This is a genomic window from Nitratireductor rhodophyticola (assembly GCF_019891355.1).
GTDB classification, from domain to species: domain Bacteria; phylum Pseudomonadota; class Alphaproteobacteria; order Rhizobiales; family Rhizobiaceae; genus Nitratireductor; species Nitratireductor rhodophyticola.
In genome coordinates this window covers 149558-170314 of record NZ_JAHSSF010000005.1, presented here as the reverse complement: position 1 = coordinate 170314, position 20757 = coordinate 149558, and the positions used below count along the sequence as shown (strand labels likewise).

The 20757-nt window shown below is 62.6% G+C and carries 21 protein-coding genes; 15 read left to right on the top strand and 6 right to left on the bottom strand.

Annotated features, from left to right (window positions below; translation table 11 throughout):
* Positions 1-111 precede the first annotated feature (111 nt).
* From KUG85_RS19230 to KUG85_RS19210, 5 genes are read left to right on the top strand one after another with little or no spacing between them, the layout of a single operon-like run.
* Positions 112-1557: a xylulokinase gene (locus KUG85_RS19230; protein ID WP_223006396.1), complete on the top strand. Its 1446-nt coding sequence runs from the start codon at positions 112-114 to the stop codon at positions 1555-1557.
* A gap of 40 nt (positions 1558-1597) precedes the next feature.
* Complete coding sequence (locus KUG85_RS19225; protein WP_255606482.1) at positions 1598-2512, top strand: sugar ABC transporter substrate-binding protein; 915 nt, start codon at positions 1598-1600, stop codon at positions 2510-2512.
* An 11-nt stretch (positions 2513-2523) separates the two neighbouring features.
* Complete coding sequence (locus KUG85_RS19220; protein ID WP_223006394.1) at positions 2524-4041, top strand: sugar ABC transporter ATP-binding protein; 1518 nt, start codon at positions 2524-2526, stop codon at positions 4039-4041.
* Entirely contained in the window at positions 4038-4967 is a 930-nt protein-coding gene (locus KUG85_RS19215; protein WP_223006393.1) for an ABC transporter permease, read from the top strand. Before KUG85_RS19220 ends, KUG85_RS19215 begins: the two co-directional genes overlap by 4 nt.
* A 4-nt stretch (positions 4968-4971) precedes the next feature.
* On the top strand, positions 4972-5667 hold the full coding sequence (locus tag KUG85_RS19210; RefSeq protein ID WP_223006392.1) for a GntR family transcriptional regulator: 696 nt from the start codon (positions 4972-4974) through the stop codon (positions 5665-5667).
* Positions 5668-5676: 9 nt separating this feature from the next.
* Here KUG85_RS19210 and KUG85_RS19205 read toward each other — a convergent pair whose 3' ends face one another.
* Together KUG85_RS19205 and KUG85_RS19200 are read right to left on the bottom strand one after the other, a co-directional pair.
* A complete protein-coding gene (locus KUG85_RS19205; RefSeq protein WP_025031636.1) occupies positions 5677-6063 on the bottom strand; it encodes a hypothetical protein in 387 nt (128 codons plus the stop codon).
* A 139-nt stretch (positions 6064-6202) separates the two neighbouring features.
* A complete protein-coding gene (locus KUG85_RS19200; RefSeq protein ID WP_223006391.1) occupies positions 6203-7327 on the bottom strand; it encodes a Gfo/Idh/MocA family protein in 1125 nt (374 codons plus the stop codon).
* 89 nt (positions 7328-7416) lie between these two features.
* Between KUG85_RS19200 and KUG85_RS19195 the strand changes: the two genes are divergently transcribed.
* The 7 genes from KUG85_RS19195 to KUG85_RS19165 all read left to right on the top strand — a co-directional run bounded on the left by KUG85_RS19195 (position 7417) and on the right by KUG85_RS19165 (position 14804).
* Entirely contained in the window at positions 7417-8229 is an 813-nt protein-coding gene (locus tag KUG85_RS19195) for a MurR/RpiR family transcriptional regulator (protein WP_065818020.1), read from the top strand.
* 143 nt (positions 8230-8372) lie between these two features.
* On the top strand, positions 8373-10295 hold the full coding sequence (locus KUG85_RS19190) for a bifunctional 5-dehydro-2-deoxygluconokinase/5-dehydro-2-deoxyphosphogluconate aldolase (protein ID WP_223006390.1): 1923 nt from the start codon (positions 8373-8375) through the stop codon (positions 10293-10295).
* On the top strand, positions 10292-12115 hold the full coding sequence (gene iolD, locus KUG85_RS19185; protein ID WP_223006389.1) for a 3D-(3,5/4)-trihydroxycyclohexane-1,2-dione acylhydrolase (decyclizing): 1824 nt from the start codon (positions 10292-10294) through the stop codon (positions 12113-12115). The genes KUG85_RS19190 and iolD overlap by 4 nt, the downstream gene beginning before the upstream one ends.
* Positions 12116-13024, top strand: coding sequence for a myo-inosose-2 dehydratase (iolE, locus tag KUG85_RS19180; RefSeq protein WP_223006388.1), 909 nt, complete (start codon positions 12116-12118; stop codon positions 13022-13024).
* Positions 13021-13221: a hypothetical protein gene (locus tag KUG85_RS19175; protein ID WP_025031640.1), complete on the top strand. Its 201-nt coding sequence runs from the start codon at positions 13021-13023 to the stop codon at positions 13219-13221. Before iolE ends, KUG85_RS19175 begins: the two co-directional genes overlap by 4 nt.
* A 10-nt stretch (positions 13222-13231) precedes the next feature.
* Positions 13232-14047: a 5-deoxy-glucuronate isomerase gene (gene iolB, locus KUG85_RS19170; protein ID WP_223006387.1), complete on the top strand. Its 816-nt coding sequence runs from the start codon at positions 13232-13234 to the stop codon at positions 14045-14047.
* A 121-nt stretch (positions 14048-14168) separates the two neighbouring features.
* Positions 14169-14804 (top strand): MarC family protein, encoded by a 636-nt coding sequence (locus KUG85_RS19165; RefSeq protein ID WP_223006386.1) that lies wholly within the window; start codon positions 14169-14171, stop codon positions 14802-14804.
* A gap of 10 nt (positions 14805-14814) precedes the next feature.
* On the opposite strand, the gene KUG85_RS19160 is transcribed toward KUG85_RS19165, so the two are convergent.
* The 4 genes from KUG85_RS19160 to KUG85_RS19145 are packed head-to-tail and all read right to left on the bottom strand — an operon-like array spanning position 14815 to position 17421.
* Positions 14815-15453 (bottom strand): CDP-alcohol phosphatidyltransferase family protein, encoded by a 639-nt coding sequence (locus tag KUG85_RS19160; RefSeq protein WP_223006385.1) that lies wholly within the window; start codon positions 15451-15453, stop codon positions 14815-14817.
* Entirely contained in the window at positions 15450-15836 is a 387-nt protein-coding gene (locus KUG85_RS19155; RefSeq protein ID WP_223006384.1) for a hypothetical protein, read from the bottom strand. Before KUG85_RS19155 ends, KUG85_RS19160 begins: the two co-directional genes overlap by 4 nt.
* Positions 15833-16783, bottom strand: a complete 951-nt coding sequence (locus KUG85_RS19150; protein ID WP_065818013.1) for a phosphatidate cytidylyltransferase — start codon at positions 16781-16783, stop codon at positions 15833-15835. Before KUG85_RS19150 ends, KUG85_RS19155 begins: the two co-directional genes overlap by 4 nt.
* Entirely contained in the window at positions 16783-17421 is a 639-nt protein-coding gene (locus KUG85_RS19145; protein ID WP_223006383.1) for a lysophospholipid acyltransferase family protein, read from the bottom strand. Before KUG85_RS19145 ends, KUG85_RS19150 begins: the two co-directional genes overlap by 1 nt.
* Before the next feature lie 214 nt (positions 17422-17635).
* Between KUG85_RS19145 and ugpB the strand changes: the two genes are divergently transcribed.
* From ugpB to ugpE, 3 genes are read left to right on the top strand one after another with little or no spacing between them, the layout of a single operon-like run.
* The gene (gene ugpB, locus KUG85_RS19140; RefSeq protein ID WP_065818011.1) at positions 17636-18958 is read left to right on the top strand and encodes a sn-glycerol-3-phosphate ABC transporter substrate-binding protein UgpB; all 1323 of its coding nucleotides are present in this window, start codon (positions 17636-17638) and stop codon (positions 18956-18958) included.
* A gap of 59 nt (positions 18959-19017) precedes the next feature.
* Positions 19018-19899, top strand: coding sequence for a sn-glycerol-3-phosphate ABC transporter permease UgpA (ugpA, locus tag KUG85_RS19135; protein ID WP_065818010.1), 882 nt, complete (start codon positions 19018-19020; stop codon positions 19897-19899).
* Positions 19900-19911: 12 nt separating this feature from the next.
* The gene (ugpE, locus tag KUG85_RS19130) at positions 19912-20748 is read left to right on the top strand and encodes a sn-glycerol-3-phosphate ABC transporter permease UgpE (protein WP_223006382.1); all 837 of its coding nucleotides are present in this window, start codon (positions 19912-19914) and stop codon (positions 20746-20748) included.
* Positions 20749-20757 lie beyond the last annotated feature (9 nt).

Below are 20757 nucleotides of genomic sequence, written 5' to 3'. Positions count from 1 at the left end.
CCCGCACTCGTGGATCAATGCGCGAAACCGGGGAACGGACCTTGCAAAAAGGCCAGCGCGCGGCGACACGGTGGACGTTGAATTCGTCCATCCCATGAGAGGGAGGTTGGTTTGAGCCGGACCGTTCTGGCCATTGATATCGGGTCTTCGGCCCTGAAAGCCGTTCTGTTTTCGCAGCATGGCGCGATGCTGGCTGTCCGGTCGGCTTCCATCGCCACAGCGTCCGGGGCAGACCGGTCGCAGACGCAGGACCCCGCCGGCTGGTGGGCGGCACTTGTCTCCGCGCTGGCAGACATGCCGGACAGAGAAGATATTGAAGCGCTCGTCTTCACGGGCTCCATGCAAAACCTGATCGTTCTGTCACCGGAGGGCGAAGCGCTGGCGCCTGCCGCGCTCTATTCCGACCGCCGCCTCGATGAAGACGAGATTGCCGAACTCCAAGCCCGCCTGCCGGGCGATTATGCACGGCGTGTCGGCAATCACCCGGACCCGGCCCACACGATTTTCAAACTCATGCGGCTCGACCGCTTTGCGCCGGGTCTTCCGGGCGAACATCGCTTCTTCTTCGGCGCGAAGGATGCCGTCACCTTCCGGCTGACCGGCCGCGCAGCCATCGATCCAACCGTCGCCTCCACCACCGGCCTGATGAACATCGCAGCACGGCGCTGGGATGCCGATCTGCTCGCCGCTGCCGGTGTCGAAGCGTCGCGCCTGCCCGAAATCCTCCCGGCCGATGAAATCGTCGGCCCGCTGCGCGCGGAAGCTGCGGCAGAGCTCGGCCTGAGCGAAGGCATCCCCGTGTTCAACGGCGCGGGCGATGCCGCAGCCGCCACCTGGGGCGCCGCCGCTGACGAGCCGGGACGCGCCTACGCCTATCTCGGCACCACCGGCTGGGTTGCGGCCACGCTCACCATGCAGGATGCCGCGCCCCCGCGTGACATCTACACGCTTGCCGATCCGGTCCACCCCGACCGCGCCATCATCATCTCGCCGTTTCTGACGGCGGGCGCTGCCATGGACTGGCTGGCCGAAATCACGGGCGAGAATGTCGAAGCCCTGCTGGAAGCGGCTGCGACGGCAGACGATGCGCGCGCCGCGCCGCTCTTCCTGCCCTATCTCTCGGGCGAACGTGCGCCTTTCGAGGATCAGCGCGTGCGCGGCGCATTCCTTGGCCTCGACCGCACCCATGGCAAGGGCGCGATGGCGCGCGCCGTGCTTGAGGGCGTGGCGTTCGCCATCCGGCACAATCTGGAAACCGCCGGCCTGCCGCCGTCGCCGCTCACCGTCATTGGCGGTGCGGCCCGCGATGCGCTGCAGCGGCGCACGCTCGCCGCTGTTCTGAAGCGCGAGATCGCCTTTCCCGATGCAAGTCAGGAGATGACGGCGCTTGGCGCACTGCGCATGATCGCCGCAAAGGCCGGTCTCTCGCTTGCCGCCATGGATGCGCCGCCCGTTCTTGTACCGGATACAACCAATACCGAACGCTGCGACAGCCGCTATGAGGCTTATCTCGCAGCCTCCCGCTTTGCGCGGGAACAGGCCCGCCTGCTGACGTAAACGAAAGAAACGAAAACCGTTCAACGGATCGGAGGAAATGATGAAACGCCTGCTTCTCACCACAGCCGCACTGGCCGGTCTTGCTCACGCAACCGCGGCCAATGCCGAAGACATCGCGGTGCTGACACCCTATTTGAGCTCCGTCGCCACCAACGAAATGGTCGAGACCTTCACGAAGGAATCGCAGGCGAAGGGCTGGACGGTCAATGTGGTCGACACGCGCGGCGACTTTCAGCAGCTCGCAAGCCGTGTCGAGGACGTCACCAATGCGGGCGCGGACGCCATCGTTCTGGTCAGCGTCGATCCCAACCAGATCGGCGATCAGGTTACAGCCGCAGCCGGCAAGAACATTCCCGTTTTCGTGCTGGACGGCGCGCTCGCCGATGGCGTGACCGCCAACATCACCACCGACAATTTCGCGCTTGGCACCATCCTCTCGGACTATCTGTTCGAGGCGCTGGGCGGCGAAGGCAAGATCGTCAAATTCTTCCACTCGGCGCATCCCGGCGTTCGCCAGCGCGAGCTTGCGCTGGATGAAGCGCTGAAGAAGGATCCGGATTTCGAGGTCATCGCCGAGCATTACGTGCAGGTGCCGGGGCCCATCGACAATGCGCGGCAGGCCATGGAAACTTTCATTCGCCAGTATGGCGAGGAGATCGACGGCGTCTGGGCCGCGTGGGATGAGCCCGCCGTCGGCGCGCTGCTCGCCATACAGAGCGACATGCCCGATGCAGACATCGTCATCGCCGGCATTGACGGCAACCCGCAGGCGATTGACCTGATCGAACAGTGCACCAATCTCGCTGCCACGGTGCGGCAGGATTTTCCGGGCATCGCGAGCGCCGCAGTCGGTGAGATCGAAACCGTTCTGGGCGGCGGCGAACCTTCCTCCCGCGAAATCTTCGTGGAGGCCAAGGTGATCGACCGCGAAACGCTCGGCGCAAACTGCGAGTAAAACCCGCACCGATGCTTGAGATCGAAGGGCTCACCAAACGGTTCGGCGGCGTCACGGCGCTCGATGGCGTGCGCCTCGATGTTGCCGCCGGGCGGGTCCATGCCCTTATGGGGGAGAACGGGGCGGGCAAATCCACCCTGCTCAAATGCCTTTCGGGCGTGCACCGTGCCGATGCAGGAACGATGAGGCTTTCAGGCAAGGCTTATGAACCTGCCAGCCCCCGAACTGCCGAAACCGCCGGGCTGCGCACCGTGCATCAGGAGCTCAATCTCGTCCCGGGCTTCACGGCCTATGAAAACGCCTATGTGGGCCGCGCCTATCCGCGCCGTTTTGGCCGCGTCGACTGGAAGGCGATGCGCACACGCTTTGCAGCGCTGCGCGACCGTTACCGGCTCGATCTTGATATCGACGTCCCGGTGGGGCGCCTCTCGGTCGCCAAGTGCCAGATTGTCGAAATTCTGCGCGCGCTGATGGACGATGCGCGGGTGTTGATCCTCGACGAACCCACCGCATCGCTCAGCGAGGAGGAGGCGACCGTCCTGCGCCGCATCGTGCGCGATCTGGCCGATCAGGGCTGCGCCATCATCTTCGTGTCGCACCGGCTCGATGAGGTGTTCGCGCTGGCCGATGATTACACCGTGCTGCGCAATGGCCAATCCGTCGGCAGCGGGCAGATCGCTGACACCTCGCGCGACGAGATCGTCGCGCTCATGGCGGGCGAGGCGTTTCGCCACGAGCGCCATGGCGATGCGCGCGCGCCGGGCGACCCCGTACTGGAGCTTTCCGGATTCCGCGTGAGCCCGGTCCGCGCCCCCATCGATCTTACGGTGCGCGCCGGCGAAATCGTCGGGCTCTATGGCGTGGTCGGCAGTGGTCGCTCCAGCCTCCTGAAAGCCGTCTGGGGTGCAAGCGGTGTGGCAGCGGGCGGTATCGCGCTTGAAGGTGCGCCGCTCCCGGCCTCGGGCATTGAGAGCCGCAAACGCGCCGGCGTTGCCTATGTCTGCGAAGACCGGCGCAACACCGGTCTCGTCATGCATCACTCCATTCTCGACAATGCCGTCCTGCCGCATCTCGATCACCATCGCGCCGTCGGTTCCTTGCCCGTTGTCTCGTGGCGGCGGGCGCGGGCGGGCATTCGCTCCGCGCTTGAAGGGCTCAGCGTCAAATATGGCGGCCTTGGCGACCGCATCTCCACCCTGTCGGGCGGCAACCAGCAGAAGATCATGATCGGCCGCTGGTTCGATCCGTCGCTGAAACTGTTCTTGCTCGATGAGCCGACGCGCGGCGTGGATGTGCGCTCCAAGGCGGAGATCCACACCCTGTGCAACCGCCTTGCAGGTGAGGGCGCGGCCGTTCTCTTCGCCACCAGCGATCTTGAAGAACTCCTGATGCTCGCAAGCCGCGTCGTGGTCATGGCGCAGGGGGCCGTCACGCTCGATGCGCCCAACAGCGCCGTCACGCGCCAGTCCGTCATCGACGCCACGTTCCACGCGCCGCCTCAGCCATCAAAGCCGGAGACACGAGTTTGAGCTTTTCCGCCCGCTACGGAACCCTGATCGGCCTTCTGGCCATCATCGCCCTCTTTGCCGCGCTCTCGCCGGAGGCATTCGCCAAGGGCTCGAACCTCATCAACATCACGCAGCAGATGTCGCTGCTCGCCATCGTTGCGCTGGGCGCCACCTTCGTCATGTCGCTGTCGGAGTTCGATCTTTCGGTCGGCGCGGTGGTTTCCATGGCAGGCATCGTTTCCGTCACGCTGTTCGGCGCCGGCTGGGGCATTGTGCCGGTCATGCTGGTCACGCTCATTGCAGGCTTTGCCGTTGGCGCGGTCAGCGGGCTCGCCATCGCCACCTATCGCATGCCGAGCTTCATCGTCACGCTTGCCATGGGGACGATTGTGGGCGGCATCACCTATTGGATCAGCGATGGCGCAACGCTGTTCGGAAACATTCCGGTGGGCTTCCGCGATCTGGGGCGCGGCTATCTCGCCGGTATTCCCGTTCTCACGCTCTGGGCGCTCGCGGCCACCCTGTTTGCGGCCTTCATCCTCGACCACACGGAGCTTGGCCGCCGTATCCTCGCCATTGGCGGCAACCGGGAGGCGGCACGGCTCACCGGCGTGCGCATCGTGCCAAACAGTGTGTGGGCCTTCGGCCTCTGCACGCTTTTTGCCGCCCTTGCCGGCCTGCTTCTTACCGCGCGCCTTGGCAGCGCCCATCCGACCGGCGGCAACGGTTTCCTGCTTCAGGCCTATGCGGCTGTGTTCCTCGGCATGACCGCCTTCCGTGACGGGCAGGCCAATGCGCTCGGCACGCTTCTGGGGGCGGCGATCATCGCCGTGGTCGCCAACGGTCTCACCATTCTCGGCGTGCCGAACTACCTGCAGGACATCTTCACCGGCCTCATCATCATCGGCGCGGTGCTGGTGCGAAACATCGGCGGCAGGACGGCCTGAGTGCATGGGAGCGGACCGCGCCTATCAGCGTCTCGCCAGCCGGCTCATCCGCGAGCTGACCGGCGGTCTGTGGCGCAATGGCGATCCGCTTCCCTCCGAACATGCACTGGCGTCTGCCTATGCCGTCTCGCGGCGCACGGTGCGGCAGGCGCTGGAGCTGCTCCAGCGCGAGGGTTTTGTCTCCAAGGGGCAGGGGCGCAGCACCGTCTACCGTGAACGCGCCATCGGGCGCAGCGGTGAAAAGCTGATGGATTTTCCCACAGCCGCGCGCGAGGCCGGCTTTCGCCCGTCAACGCGCCTCATCTCGACGGGGCATGTCGAGGCGGGGCTCTCCATCGCCCACGCTCTTTCTGTCCCGCTCGGAAGCGAGGTGTTCGAAATTCGCCGGGTGCGTCTTCTGGAAGGTCGTCCAGTCGTTCATCAGACCTCGCTCCTGCCGGCCCGTCTGGCCGGGAAGCTGGATATCGCCACGCTGGCAGATACCTCGCTCTACACCATGTTGCGTGCGGCGCTTGGGGGCGAGATCTTCCTTGCACGCGAACACGTTTCGCTTCTGTCGGCGTCGGAAGAAGAGGCCGCGGCACTGTCGATCCCAGAGGCCTCTCCGCTGCTCAGGGTCCAGCGCGTGGTGGTGGATGGCGAAGGCCGGGCCGTCGAATACTCCAACTCGGCCCTGCAGGATTCTTTCTTCCGGTTCTAGCGACTGACCCTAAAGCCGCTCTACGAGTTTTACCTGAAACGTGTGCATCTGCCCCTGCCGGGAGATCGAGATATATTCGCCCTGCCGAAATCGTTCTTCGCCGAGGCGAAAGCCGATCTCGTCGTCGCGTTCTCCCTCCTCATAGTCGAAATACCATTGCCCGCCCGGCTTGCGGCGCAGGCGGCCGATCTTGTCTTCCGCGTGCGGCTCAAAGCGACGCACGCGACACTGCGCCTGATGTTTTTTCCATTCAGCCGCGTCGAGATGCCCCTCGACATCGAGCGGGACCAGGAGATCGTAGCCCTCATCATGGTCGCCCATGGGGTGTCCCTTCTCCCGGGCGAGCTCAAGCCGCACATGACGGAACTTGGGAGAGAGATCAGAAGCTGTGGTCATGCTGGATCCTTTCGTTCTCCATCACCCTATGATGTGATTCTGGTCCTGCTTTTGCAAAGATCAAGCAGAGAAGCCTTCGTTTCCTTGATCGCGGTCAAATCCTTTCACCGGATCGGTGCGGCATGGCGAGGTCGCGCGCCTACCCCTGCACCGTCACACGCCGCCCCTCGCGCGCTGAAGCGGCGATGGCGTGGATTACCTTTTCGAATTCCAGCGCATCCGCGAAGTCGGGACCGACCTTCTCGCCGCCGGCGATTTCACGCAGGAACGCGCCCGCCTCCAGCACCTTGAGCTCGTTGAAGCCCAGTTGATGACCGGGTGCAGGGCAGAATGCCGCGTAGGCCCCGTGCGCTGGCCCGGTGAGGATCGTCCGAAAGCCCTGTTCAGCGACCGGACCCTCGTTTTGGTAAAGCTGCAGTTCGTTCATGCGTTCCTGCTCGAAAGCGATCATGCCTTTGGTGCCGTGCACCTCGAAGCCGAGCCTGTTTTTCCGGCCCCAGGCGGAGCGTGAGGTGGAAAGCACACCCTGCGCACCGTTCGCAAAGCGCACCAGTGCCGAAGCGACGTCTTCATTTTCCACCGTTCCACGCCCGCTTCCATCGGGTATGGGGCGTGTTTCGTGGATCGTCTGCATGTCGGCGATCAGGCTTTCCACCGGCCCCATCAGCCCGTAAGCCATGGACACAAGGTGGCAGCCAAGGTCGCCCAGGGCACCGAGTCCCGCCTCATCGATGCGCGCCCGCCATGTCCATGCGAGTTCCGGATCGGCCTGATAATCCTCGTCCACAAACCCGCGAAAATGCACCGGCGTTCCGATGGCATCCCTGGCAATCAGTTCGCGGGCGTGCTCGAAAGCCGGATTCTTGATGTAATTGTAGCCGACCATGGTTTTCACGCCGGCCCTGCCGGCCGCTTCAGCCATCGAGCGGGCCTCGTCCAGGGTCAGGCCCATTGGCTTCTCGCAGTAAACATGTTTGCCGGCTTCAATGGCTGCCAGCGCCATCTCGCAATGCATGCGATTGGGCGTGGTGATGGAAACGATCTCCACGGCCGGGTCGCTCACCAGCGCGCGCCAGTCATCCGTGGCGCGTGCGAAACCGAATTGCGCCGCCATCTGTTCGGCGCGCTCTGCGGGCGTGTCACACAGAATTTCCAGTCGTGCGGTCGGCACGTCTCCCAGCACCGCCCTTGCGGCTCGAAAGGCGAGTGCGTGAGCCTTGCCCATGAAACCCGTCCCGATGAGGCCGACGCCGATATCGCGCATGGAAATTATCCTCTACCACTGGAATTTTTATTCCAATTGCGTAAGATTGTTGAAGTCACGCTGTCAAGCGAAAGAAAGAGAGAATTGGCATGTCAGAGCTTTCCGCACCGCAGACCATCGAGGAATTGCTCGACCGAATGCTGGAGGTTTCAGACGGCCTGCCCAAGCGCTTGAAGCAGTGCGCCGACTATGTGGCGGCAAATCCCGACCGCATCGCGGTGTCGACCGTGGCGGAAATGGCGGAGGGCGCCGGGGTCAAGCCATCGGCTTTCATGCGGTTCTGCCAGGTGCTCGGTTTCTCCGGCTTCTCGCAGATGCAGCGTCTTTTCCGCGATTCCTATGCACAGAACTGGCCTGATTATCCAACGCGGCTCGAAAAGCTGAGAGAGAGCGGGGCCGGCAGTGCCTCGGCGCTCCTTGCCGAGTTCATCGAAGCGGGGCGCCTTTCGCTCGAAAGCCTGGCCAAAACCATCGATCCGGATACGCTCGATGCGTCCATCCGGGCGCTTTCGCAGGCAAACATGGTGCACATCGTCGGCTTACGCCGCGCCTTTTCCGTCGCGGCCTATTTCGCCTATGCCTTCGAGAAGATGAACGTGCCGACGATGATCCACGACCATGTCGGCCGGCTCGACAATCGTCATGCCATCCGCAAGGGCGACGCAGTCATCGCCATCACGTTTGCACCCTACACGCCCGAGACCGTCGAACTGGCCGAGGCTGCACGGGCTGCCGGTGCCGAAGTAATCGCCATAACAGACGCTATTGCCAGCCCGCTTCGGCCCATAACGCCTCTCATGCTGACGGTTACCGAGGCCGATTTCGGTGACTTCCGGTCGCTTTCCGCAACGCTCTCCCTTGCGGTGGCCCTCGTGGTCGCCGTTGGAGCCACCGCGCAGTAAAATGGAATTCTGATGTTGATTTTGCGATAAAAATAGAACATATCTTCCATTATCGAGATCGATGGAATGCCGTTCCCGGCAAACCATCGCCCCTGTTGCCGGGCGGGAGCGCAGCGCAGCAGGAACGCATGGAGGAGACAGCGATGAAGTCCCTCGACCTCATCACCATCGGCCGGTCCTCGGTCGATCTTTATGGCGCGCAAGTCGGTGGCCGGCTGGAGGACATGGGCTCCTTCAACAAATATATAGGTGGTTCGCCGACCAATATTGCTGCCGGTACGGCGCGGCTCGGCCTCAAATCGGCACTGATCACGCGCGTCGGCGACGAGCATATGGGACGCTTCATCCGCGAGGAACTCCAGCGCGAGGGCGTGGACACGCGCGGCGTCGTCACCGACCCCGAGCGCCTGACCGCACTTGTGCTTCTCGGCATCCGCGATCAGGAGCAGTTTCCGCTGATCTTCTATCGGGAAAATTGCGCCGACATGGCGCTTGGCGAAGAAGACATTGATCCGGCTTTCATTGGCGAGGCACGCTGTGTCTGTGCGACCGGCACACATCTCTCTCATCCGCGCACCGAGGCTGCCGTTCTGAAGGCGCTGCGGCTCGCCCGCGAACATGGCGCGCTGACAGCGCTCGACATTGACTATCGCCCCAACCTCTGGGGACTTGCCGGACACGGGGCAGGCGAAAGCCGCTTCATCGAATCCGGACGCGTCACCGCCAAGCTGCAATCCACTCTACCCTTGTTCGATCTGATCGTCGGCACGGAAGAGGAATTCCACATTGCCGGCGGTTCGACCGACACGATGGAGGCACTGAGGACCGTGCGCGCGCTGACCGACGCCGTTCTTGTCTGCAAAAGGGGGCCGATGGGCGCGTCCGCCTTTACAGGCGCAATTCCCGGCACGCTTGACGAGGGTGAAGCGGGCGAAGGGTTCCCGATCGAGGTGTTCAACGTGCTTGGCGCGGGCGACGGTTTCATGTCCGGCCTTCTCAAGGGCTGGCTCTCGGGTGAGAACTGGCAGACCGCGCTGAAATACGCCAACGCCTGCGGCGCCTTCGCGGTCTCCCGTCACGGCTGCACGCCGGCGTATCCCTCCTTCGAGGAGCTGAAGCATTTCTTCCGCACTGGCATCCGCGAGACGGCGCTGCGCAAAGACACATCGCTCGAGCAGGTGCACTGGGCGACGACGCGGCATGGCGACTGGTCGGAGATGCGCGTTTTCGCCTTCGATCACCGCATGCAACTGGAGGCGATGGCCGACGAGGCGGGCGTCCCTCACGAGCGCATTGGAGACTTCAAGAAACTGTGCCTTGCGGCGGCGAAGGCGGTGGCCGACGGTCGTCATGGATACGGAATACTGTGCGATGGCCGGCTTGGCCGGGATGCGCTCTACGCCGCCTCGGGGTCAGGGCTGTGGATCGGCCGTCCGGTCGAATGGCCGGGCTCGCGCCCGCTCACGCTGGAGCCTGCCATAGGGCCGGATTACGGCGGCCTTGGCGAGTGGCCTCTGGAAAACGTCGTCAAGGTTCTGTGCTTCTACCACCCGGATGATGAGCCGAAGATGCGGGAAGAGCAGGAAGCCACCGTCAGGCGCCTTTTCGCCGCAAGCCGCCGCAACCGGCTGGAGATGCTGCTCGAGATCATACCGTCCAAGGTCGCGGCCTGCGACGATGACACGGCGGCCAGGGTCATTGAACGCTTTTACGAGATCGGCGTTTTCCCCGACTGGTGGAAGCTGGAACCGATGACATCGCGCGCGGCTTGGCAGAACGCCTGCGATGCAATCAGACGCAACGACCCATACACACGCGGTATTGTCGTGCTTGGACTTGATGCGCCGGCAAAGGAACTTGAAGACAGTTTTGCGGTTGCCGCTTCCTTCGATCTGGTCAAGGGTTTTGCCGTCGGGCGCACGATCTTTGCGGATGCGGCGCGGCGCTGGCTCTCCGGCGCGATCGATGACCGGACGGCCATCGCGGAAATGACGGAGAATTATGCAAACCTCTGCGCTGTCTGGGACCGGGCGCGCGCACGGGCACGAAAGGGAGAGGCGGCATGAAGACAGTCAGGCTGACGGCCGCACAGGCGGCGATCCGCTATATCGCCGCCCAGAAGAACGAGGATGGCGAGACCTTCATAGCCGGCATGTGGGCGATCTTCGGCCACGGCAATGTGGCCGGCATAGGCGAGGCGCTCCATGCGGCGCGCGACACGCTCACCACCTATCGCGGGCACAATGAGCAGTCCATGGCCCATGCGGCGATCGCTTATGCGAAGCAGCTTGGCCGGCGGCGTGCCATGGCCGTCACCTCGTCCATCGGTCCTGGTGCGACGAACATGGTGACGGCGGCAGCGCTCGCCCATGTGAACCGCCTGCCCGTGCTTCTGATGCCGGGCGATGTCTTTGCCAATCGGGGTCCCGATCCGGTGTTGCAGCAGGTGGAAGATTTTGGCGATGGCACGGTGAGCGCCAATGACTGTTTCAGGCCTGTTTCGCGCTATTTCGACCGTATCACCCGGCCTGAGCAGCTTCTGACCGCGTTGCCGCGCGCCTTCCGCGTCATGACCGATCCGGCCGATTGTGGCCCGGTCACGCTGGCCTTCTGCCAGGATGTGCAGGCCGAGGCCTACGATTGGCCGGAGAGTTTTTTCGACGAACGCATCTGGCGACGGCGCAGACCCCGGCCAGACGAGAACGAACTGGCCGATGCCATCGAAGCCATTCGTGCGGCAAGCCGACCGGTTATCGTTGCGGGCGGTGGCGTTCACTATGCCGATGCGTGTGCTACGCTGAAAGCCTTCGCGGAAAAACACGCCATCCCGGTCGTGGAAACGCAGGCGGGAAAGTCCGCACTCCCCTGGGATCATCCGCTCAATCTTGGCCCGGTCGGGGTCACGGGTTCGGCCAGCGCCAATGCAATCTGCGAAGAGGCGGATCTTGTTTTCGGTGTCGGCACGCGGTTTCAGGATTTCACCACCGGCTCCTGGGCGCTGTTCAGGAAAAAACGCCGCATCCTCGCACTCAACGTCCAGCCCCATGACGGAACCAAGCACGATGCGCAGGCGCTGATCGCCGATGCCGATGTGGGCCTGAAACTTCTTTCCGAAGGGCTCGGTAGCTGGAAGGCGGAGGCACCGGCGCCGGCGCTGAAGGAAGACTGGTTCAGGGCCGCCGATGCGGTGACGGAAGCACCTGCGGTGGACGAAAACGCACATCCCACCGACATGCAGGTCATCGGCGCGGTGCAGCGTGCGGCGCGCGAGAATACGGTGGTCATGTGCGCGGCCGGCACCATGCCCGGTGAGCTGCACAAGCTGTGGAAGGCCGGGCGCCCCGGCTCCTATCACATGGAATATGGCTATTCCTGCATGGGCTATGAGATCGCCGGCGGGCTGGGCATCAAGATGGCCGAGCCTGACCGCGATGTGGTGGTGATGGTTGGCGATGGCTCCTACATGATGATGAATTCGGAGCTCGCCACTGCCGTTTCGATGGGCGTCAAGATCACCGTTGTCATCACCGACAATCGCGGCTTCGGCTGCATCAACCGACTGCAGATGGGCACCGGCGGAGCCGAGTTCAACAATCTGCTCGACCATACGCACCATGTGAATCCGTCGCATATCGACTTCGTCGCTCATGCCGCTTCCATGGGGGCGGATGCGCGCAAGGCCGGGTCCATAGCGGAGCTCGAGACGGCCCTTGCCGAGGCGCGTGCCGCGAAAGGTCCCTTTGTCGTCGTGATCGATACGGACCCCTATCCCACCACTGAAGCCGGCGGCTACTGGTGGGATGTCGCCGTGCCCGAGGTCTCGGACCGGCAAGAGGTCAATGCTGCCCGCAAAGCCTATGAAAATGCGTTGAAAGAAAGAACCTGAATGATCCGCTTCGGCACCAATCCCATCGCCTGGTCAAACGATGACGACCAGACCCTCGGCGCGCATATTTCCCTCGAACAGTGTCTGGCCGAGGCGGGGTCCATCGGCTTCGACGGCATCGAAAAGGGGCACAAAATGCCCTCGGATGGCGAGACGCTGAAAGCGATTCTGGCCGGGCACGGCCTCGTCTTCGTTTCCGGCTGGCATTCGCTCAATCTGCTGGTCAACGACATCGAGACCGAGAAGAAGGCGATCCAGCCGCATCTCGACATGCTGAAAGCGAATGGCTGCAAAGTGTGCATCGTCTGCGAGACGTCGAACGCCGTTCATGGCGACGACGCCGTGGCGCTCGCAGACCGTCCCCGTCTTGAGGATCATCGCTGGCCGGCCTTCTGTGCCGGTGTGGAGGCGATTGCCGAATACTGTGCGGGGCAGGGCATTGCACTGGTCTATCATCACCATATGGGAACCGTGGTCGAAAACCGCGAGGAGATCGGCCGCCTGATGGATGGCACCGGTCCGGCAACGCGTCTCCTGCTCGATACCGGCCATGCCTGGTTTGGCGGGTCCGACCCGGTGGAACTCGCCGAGACCTATGGCGACCGGGTGTCCCATTTCCATGCCAAGAATGTCCGCCCGGCAGTTCGCAGGGAAGTGGAGAAGGAGAAACTCTCCTTCCTTGCCGGTGTGCGGCGCGGTGTCTTCACCGTTCCAGGCGATCCGGAGGGCGGCATAGCGTTCGAGCCGGTCCTGAGCGTGCTTGCCCGGAAGGGTTATGATGGCTGGCTTGTCATCGAAGCCGAACAGGACCCGCTCAAGGCCGATCCGGTGACATATCAGTCCATGGGGCTGAAGGCGCTCAGGCAGGCAGCGCATGCAGCCGGTCTTGTCCGGGATGATGCCGCATGAATTTTCTCGACCCCCGCCACCCCTTCTTCCGGCCTCTCTGGCGGCGGGTGGTCGTGGTGGCGGTCTGTCTTGGCTGGGGGCTTTTCGAGTTTGTCTCCGGCGCGCCGTTCTGGGGCATTCTGTTCACCGCCGCGGGTGTCTATGCGGCCTGGTCGCTGCTCTACACCTTTACACCCGGCGACACCGAAAACGAATGAGGTAAGCACCGTGTCCGATCTTCTGGTCAAACCCGCAGGCACCACCGGCAAGGTGCACGACATCACGCCGAAATCGGCGGGCTGGGGTTATGTCGGCTTCGGTCTCTACCGTCTGAAAGCCGGTGAAACGGCCTCCGAGGCGACCGGGGACCGCGAGGTCATTCTCGTTCTGGTCGAGGGCAAGGCGGAGATTTCCGGCGCAGGCAGGGCGTTTGGCGAGCTTGGCGAGCGCATGAATGTCTTCGAGCGTCTGCCGCCCCACGCGGTCTACATCCCCAATGGCGCCGAATGGCAGGCCAGGGCGACCACCGACTGCACGCTCGCCGTCTGCACCGCGCCCGGCAGGGGCGGCCATGAGGCGCAGGTCATCGGTCCCGCCGGCATCAATCTTGAAGAGCGTGGCAGGGGCGCCAACACGCGCTTCATTCACAACATCGCCATGGAAGGCCGCGACGTGGCCGACAGCCTGCTCGTCACCGAGGTCTACACCCCGCAGGGCAACTGGTCGTCCTATCCGCCGCACCGTCATGACGAGGACGATTTCCCGAACATGACCTATCTGGAAGAGACCTATTATCACCGGCTCAACCCGGCTCAGGGCTTCGGCTTCCAGCGGGTGTTCACCGAGGATGGCGGACTGGACGAGACCATGGCCGTCAGCGACCACGATGTGGTTCTGGTGCCGAAGGGGCACCATCCCTGCGGCGCGCCCTATGGCTATGAGATGTATTATCTCAACGTGATGGCCGGTCCCTTGCGCAAATGGCGCTTCGCGAACCACCCGGATCATGACTGGATATTCCAGCGGGATGCAAAAGCCGGCTGATTACAAATCAGGTGCTCCGGGCGTCGCTCCCGCGAAAGGTTGATGCCATACTGCCCCGCAGTGTGCTGAGTCGCGCCCGCCATTCGCGGCAATGGCGTGCGAACGAGGTCTGGGGAGGGGCATGGACTATACGGAACTGACCAAGGCGTTCGGCGCTTTTTTCGCCATCATGAACCCATTCGTGAACCTGCCGGTCTTTCTGGCCCTGACGGCGGGCTTCACGGTGCAGCAGCAGAGGGTTCTGGCGTTCAGGATCGCTGTATTCTCGGCCATCATGTGCGCGGTTATCCTGTTCGCGGGGCAGGCAATCATCAGCTTTTTCGGCATAACGGTGGACGAGTTTCGTGTTGCCGGCGGCGTCGTTCTCGCCCACATCGCCTGGTCGATGCTGAACGGGAGCGGCTTCTCTTCCCACCATGGCACCGACCGGGAAAAGGATCACATGGGCGATCTGTCGGGGCTCGCATTCTATCCGATCACCTTTCCGATGATCGTCGGCCCCGGCACCATCGCAACGCTGATCATCTACACGGGACACGCCGGCGGGTTTGAGGCGACCCTGGCCATTGGCGCCGTGGTTGCCGTCATTCTTGCGATCCTGTTCGTCGTCCTCTTCTTCGCATCCGGGATCGGACGCGTGTTGAGCGAGACCATGCGCGTCATCACCACGCGGCTCATGGGCATGATCCTGCTCGCCATCGCGGTCGAGATGATCGTCGCTGGCGTGAAAGCCGTGTTGCCGGGACTGGCCTCATGAACGCCCAGCTCTAGCCCCTGAGCGCCTTCACCAGCCGTACCGACCGCCGCAGGGCGGTCAATGCGGCGCCAAGGGCAACGATCCAGAGCGCCACTGTCAGCACCACGCCGTGCCCGCTCCACAACGGTTCGAACAGCGAAAGTGCCGCAGCGGCCGTGATTGCAGTCATGCGATGCGGCTTGGCCATGGGACCGGAAAAGTCTGCCTCTCGGCCACAGGCGCGTCCAAGCTCACGCACATAGGCGGTGAGAACGGCGAAGCCGGCGGCGGCCCAGCCGAGCGCCGGTAGACCCACGCCATAACCCACGCCGACGAGGATCGCGATATCGGCCACACGGTCGGGGAATTCGTTCCAGAAGGCGCCATCCGGCGAACCCTTGCCCGCCTCCACGGCCACCATTCCATCGAAGAGGTTGCACAGGAGGCGGCATTGCACAAAAAGGCCGCCCAGAAAAAGGAACGCCAGCCTGGCCGCGCCATCGGTCTCGCCCGTCTGCCAGAAGGCGAGGCCGGCGAGCGCTGCAAACCCCATGCTCGCCATGGAGATCTGGTTGGGTGTGATGGAGGTCGCGGCCAGCCAGCGTGTCACGGTGTGGGCCCAGCCGGTGTCGCGGCTGGCCAATGGGCGGCGGTTTTCGGTCTCGCTCACGGTCGGGCACTCCATAGGGTGTAGGTATAGAGGGCCGCATAAGATGTTGCGACCGTCAACGGTACGGTGATCGTTGCCAGAATTTCGGGCGTCCCGGCAAGGCTGTGAATGGCGTAGAGAAGGGTCAGCGAGGTGAGGCCTGCGTAGAGCGGAGGCAGAACGAGGCCGGAAAGCCCCTCATGGCGCGCCACCAGCGTTTCGATGAACCGCTTGAGGAAAAGGGTTATGCAGGCGGAGAGGCTTCCCTGAACGACGCCCGCCAGCAATGGGCCGGGCATTGCATACCCCCGGTTGGCAAACACCGCCCACGCGCCCATGGCGAGAAAGGCAAAACCCATGTGCACGGCGCTGCTTTTCGCCAGCCGGGCCAGCGCCGTTTTCATGTAAGAGACCACCAGTAGCGCACGAGGTGAAAGAAGATGGGGGCCGAGAAGATCACCGAATCCAGCCGATCGATGAAGCCGCCATGGCCGGCGATCAGGTGTCCCCAGTCCTTCACGCCACGGTCGCGCTTGATGGCCGACATGACGAGCCCGCCGAAAAAGCCCATGAGCACGATGACAAAGGACAGCAGTCCCGCCTGAACCGGGGTGAACGGTGTCATCCAGAAGAGGGCCGCACCGACGAGTGTGGCGCTCAGCGCACCGCCGACAAACCCCTCCACCGTCTTCGATGGAGAGAGCTTCGGCGCGATTTTGGTGCGTCCGATGAGCTTGCCCCAAACATATTGCAGCACGTCGCTCGACTGCACGACGACCACCAGGAAGGCGATCAGGAGCAGGTTGCGCCCTTCATAGCCGGGGATCTGCAGCGTGAGCAGTGCCGGCACATGGGAAACGCAGAAGACGCAGATCATCAGCGCCCATTGCACTTCCGCCACCCGCACAAGGAAATGATCCGTATCGCCCCGCAGTGCCGAGACGATGGGCATCAGGAGAAATGCGTAGACCGGCACGAGGATCGAATAGAGCCCATACCAGTCGATATAGACGAGATAGTATTGAAGCGGCAGCACGAGGAAGAAGGCGGAAGCGAGCGCCCAGTGATCGCCGCGCCGCGTGTCGGTCAGCGTCACGAATTCGCGTAAGGCAGCGAAAGAGGCGAAGCCGAAGAGAAGGATCGCACCCATCCGGCCGAAGAGCAGCGCACCGCCCATCAGGATGATCATCACCCACCAGGCGTTTACCCGGTCGTTGAGGTTTTCGATGACGGCATTGGACCCGTCGGGTGAAAGCCTGCGCTGGAGGAGATGTCCCACAAGCGAGGCGGCAACGAGAACGGCGGCAAGTCCGCCGAGCAGTTTCAGAAGATCGATCTGGTGCTCGGTCATCACGCGTTCCCTTGTTTGACGCCGGACAGGGATAAGAGCGCGTTGCGCGCGCGGGTGAGGAAAGCGTCCTTGGTTTCGTCTTTGCCGACACGCAACGGCGCACCGAAGGTAACCGTGCAGATAAGCGGCACGGGAACGAACTCTCCCTTGGGCATGACGCGGTTCAGATTGTCGATCCAGACCGGCACGAAATCCACGTCGGGCCGCGCTTTTGCGAGATGAAAGATTCCGCTCTTGAAAGGAAGAAGAGCGGCATCGGTTTCATTGCGCGTGCCTTCGGGAAAGATGATGAGGGAAGCGCCTCCATCGAGCGCGTCGGCCATCTGCCCTATGGGATCGCTTGCGCGCGTGTCGCGGTTCCTGTCGATCAGCACTGCATTGAATACGTCTCGGCCGATGAAACGGCGCGTGGGGGATTTCAGCCAGTAGTCTGCGCCGGCCACCGGTCGGGTTTGCCGGCGCATGCGGGCAGGCAGAACTGTCCACAGCAGGATAAAGTCGCCGTGGCTGACATGGTTGGCAAAATAGACCCGTTGCCGCGGGACTGGCTCAATGCCCTCCCAGTCGGCCCGCACGGCGGTGATGAAGCGTGCGAACAGCGTAATCGCACCCGCTGCCAGACGCGCTATGATTGCCATTGTCCCTCAAGCCCTGAACCGATTCGATCCCTGCCCTTGTATAGGACCGCTGTAGACAAGGCCAACCGCGTCAAAACATGATCCCAGCATGAAATTTCCATAACGGAAAAGGTATGGACAATGCATTCTGCAGATGCTGTCATCCAACCGTAACAATAGCCGACCAATAGAGACCGGTCCTAAACCGGCGTTCGACGCTACAGGGAGATGAAACATGAAACTTCGCGCAATGCTTTCCGCAGCCACAGCGTTGACTGTGGCGCTTCCGGCAATGATCGGCGTCGCACAGGCGCAGACCCAGGTCCAGTTCTGGCATGCCTTTACCGGTCGTCTTGGTGAACTTCTGGAAAAGCAGGTCTCGGATTTCAACGCCAGTCAGGATGACTATGAAGTCGTTGCCACGCTCAAAGGCAACTACTCGGAAGCCCTGAATGCCGGCATCGCCGCCTTCCGCGCCGGCGAGCAGCCGCACATTCTGCAGGTGTTCGAGGTCGGCACGGCCACGATGATGGCTGCCAAGGGCGCGATCAAGCCGGTCTATGAAGTGATGGCCGAGGCTGAGGCCGCGTTCGATCCGAGCGCCTACCTTGCTCCGGTTGCCGGCTACTACACCAACACCGACGGCGAAATGCTGTCGCTGCCCTACAACTCCTCGACGCCTGTTCTCTACATCAACAAGAATGCACTGGAGGAAGCCGGTCTCGATCCCGAGACGAAGCCTGCCACCTGGCCGGAGGTTGAGGAAATCCTCGTCAAGCTCAAGGAAGCCGGCTCTGAATGCCCGCTGACGACGGCCTGGCAGTCATGGGTTCATCTCGAGAATCTGAGCGCCTACCACAATGTGCCCTTCGCCACCGAAGCCAACGGGTTTGCCGGCACCAACACCGAGCTTGCCTTCAATGGCGACCTGCAGGTGAAGCACATCGACAAGATGGGCGAATGGGCCAAGGAAGGCCTCTTCAGCTATTCGGGCCGCCGCAATGAGGGCGGTGCGCGTTTCCGCTCGGGCGAGTGCGCCATGTTCACCGAATCGTCGGCCGGTTACGCCGGCGTGAAGGCCGAGGCCGACTTCCCCTTCACCGTGACCAACCTGCCTTACTGGCCGGATGCGGAAGGCGCGCCCTACAACACCATCATCGGTGGCGCTTCGCTGTGGGTCATGTCGGGCCATGAGGCCGAGGAATATGCCGGCGTTGCCGCGTTCCTGAATTACCTGTCCAGCGCTGAAGTGCAGGCTCAGTGGCACCAGGACACCGGCTATCTGCCGATCACCACGGCTGCCTATGAGCTGACCAAGGAGCAGGGCTTCTACAACGAGAACCCTGGCACCGACGTCGCTATCCTGCAGATGACCGGCAAGGCTCCGACGGAAAACTCCAAGGGCATTCGCCTGGGCAATTTCGACCAGATACGCGCCATCATCGACGAGGAACTGGAAGCCGTCTGGCAGGGCCAGAAGGACGCCAAAGCGGCGCTCGACGAGGCCGTGAGCCGCGGCAATGAGCTCCTGCGCCGCTTCGAGCAGTCGACGCGCTAAGTCTTTGAAATCTCAGGGCCGGCAGCAATCTTGCCGGCCCTTTCTTATCCGGTCGGCCCATGGAAAAGCGCGTTACCTTCGACAACCGGTTGTTGCCATACTTGCTGCTGACACCGCAGCTGGTGGTGACGATTGTTTTCTTCTTCTGGCCCGCCGCGCAGGCCCTCTACCAGTCCCTGCTTCTGCCCGATCCGTTCGGGCTTGGAGCGCGCTTTGTCTGGTTTTCGAATTTCGAGTATCTCTTCAACGACCGGTACTATCTTCAGTCCTTCGTCACCACGGCCGTGTTCACCTTCTTCGTGACGCTGGTCTCCATGTCGGTCGCGCTGCTCTTTGCCGTGATGGCCGATCAGGTCATCAAGGGGGCGGGGGCTTACAAGACGCTGCTTATATGGCCTTATGCCGTGGCCCCTGCCGTTGCTGGCGTGATGTGGCTCTTCATGTTCCAGCCCTCAATCGGCGTAATCGCTTTCTACATGAAGGCCATTGGGATCGACTGGAACCCGGTGCTTGATGGCGGTCAGGCGATGACGCTGGTCATTCTCGCCGCCGCGTGGAAGCAGATCAGCTACAATTTCCTGTTTTTCCTCGCCGGCCTTCAGGCGATCCCCAAAAGCCTGATCGAGGCGGCGGCGATCGATGGCGCGGGCAAATGGCACCGCTTCCGCACCATCATCTTCCCGCTTCTGTCGCCCACCACATTCTTCCTGCTGGTGGTCAACATCGTCTACGCCTTCTTCGAGACCTTCGGCATCATCCACACCATGACGTCCGGCGGGCCGGGCCAGTCCACCACCATCCTCGTCTACAAGGTCTATTCCGACGGGTTCGTCGGGCAGGATCTCGGCTCCTCCGCCGCCCAGTCGGTCATCCTCATGGTTGTCGTGGGCATTCTCACCGTCATCCAGTTCCGCTTCATCGAGCGGCGCGTGCACTATTGAGGAGGGCGGAACATGGTTGAAAAACAGGGCTTTGGCACGATCCTGATGCATGCGGTGCTGATCATCGGCATCGCCATCGTCTGCTTCCCGATCTATCTCACCTTTGTCGGCTCGACGCTGACGCATTTCGAGATCATCCGCCCGCCCATGCCGCTGGTGCCGGGACCGCATTTCATTGACAATTATAGCGAAGCGCTCACTTCCGGCATCACCGCGCCGGTGGGGCGCATGCTGTTCAATTCTTTCGTCATGGCCATGGGCATCGCCATCGGCAAGATCGCCATTTCGATCCTGTCGGCCTATGCGATCGTCTATTTCCGCTTTCCGTTTCGCATGCTTGCTTTCTGGGCGATCTTCATGACGCTGATGCTGCCGGTGGAGGTGCGCATCGTGCCGACCTATGAGGTTGTCGCTTCGCTCGGCATGCTCAATTCCTACACCGGCCTGATCCTGCCGCTGATCGCCTCGGCCACCGCCACCTTCCTGTTCCGCCAGTTCTTCATGACCGTGCCGGATGAGCTGGTGGAGGCTGCGCGTGTCGACGGTGCGGGGCCGCTGCGCTTTTTCAAGGACATTCTCCTGCCGCTCTCGGTGACCAACATCGCGGCGCTATTCGTGATCCTCTTCATCTACGGTTGGAACCAGTTCCTCTGGCCGCTTCTGATCACGACCAAGCCGGAAATGAACACCATCGTGATGGGTCTGAAACAGATGATGCCGACCGCCGATGACTACGGCAACTGGCCCGTGACCATGGCGGCGGCGACGCTGGCCGTTCTGCCGCCGGTGGCGGTCGTGATCTTCATGCAGCGCCTTTTCGTCAAAGGCCTTGTCGAGACAGAGAAATAGAAGGACCGA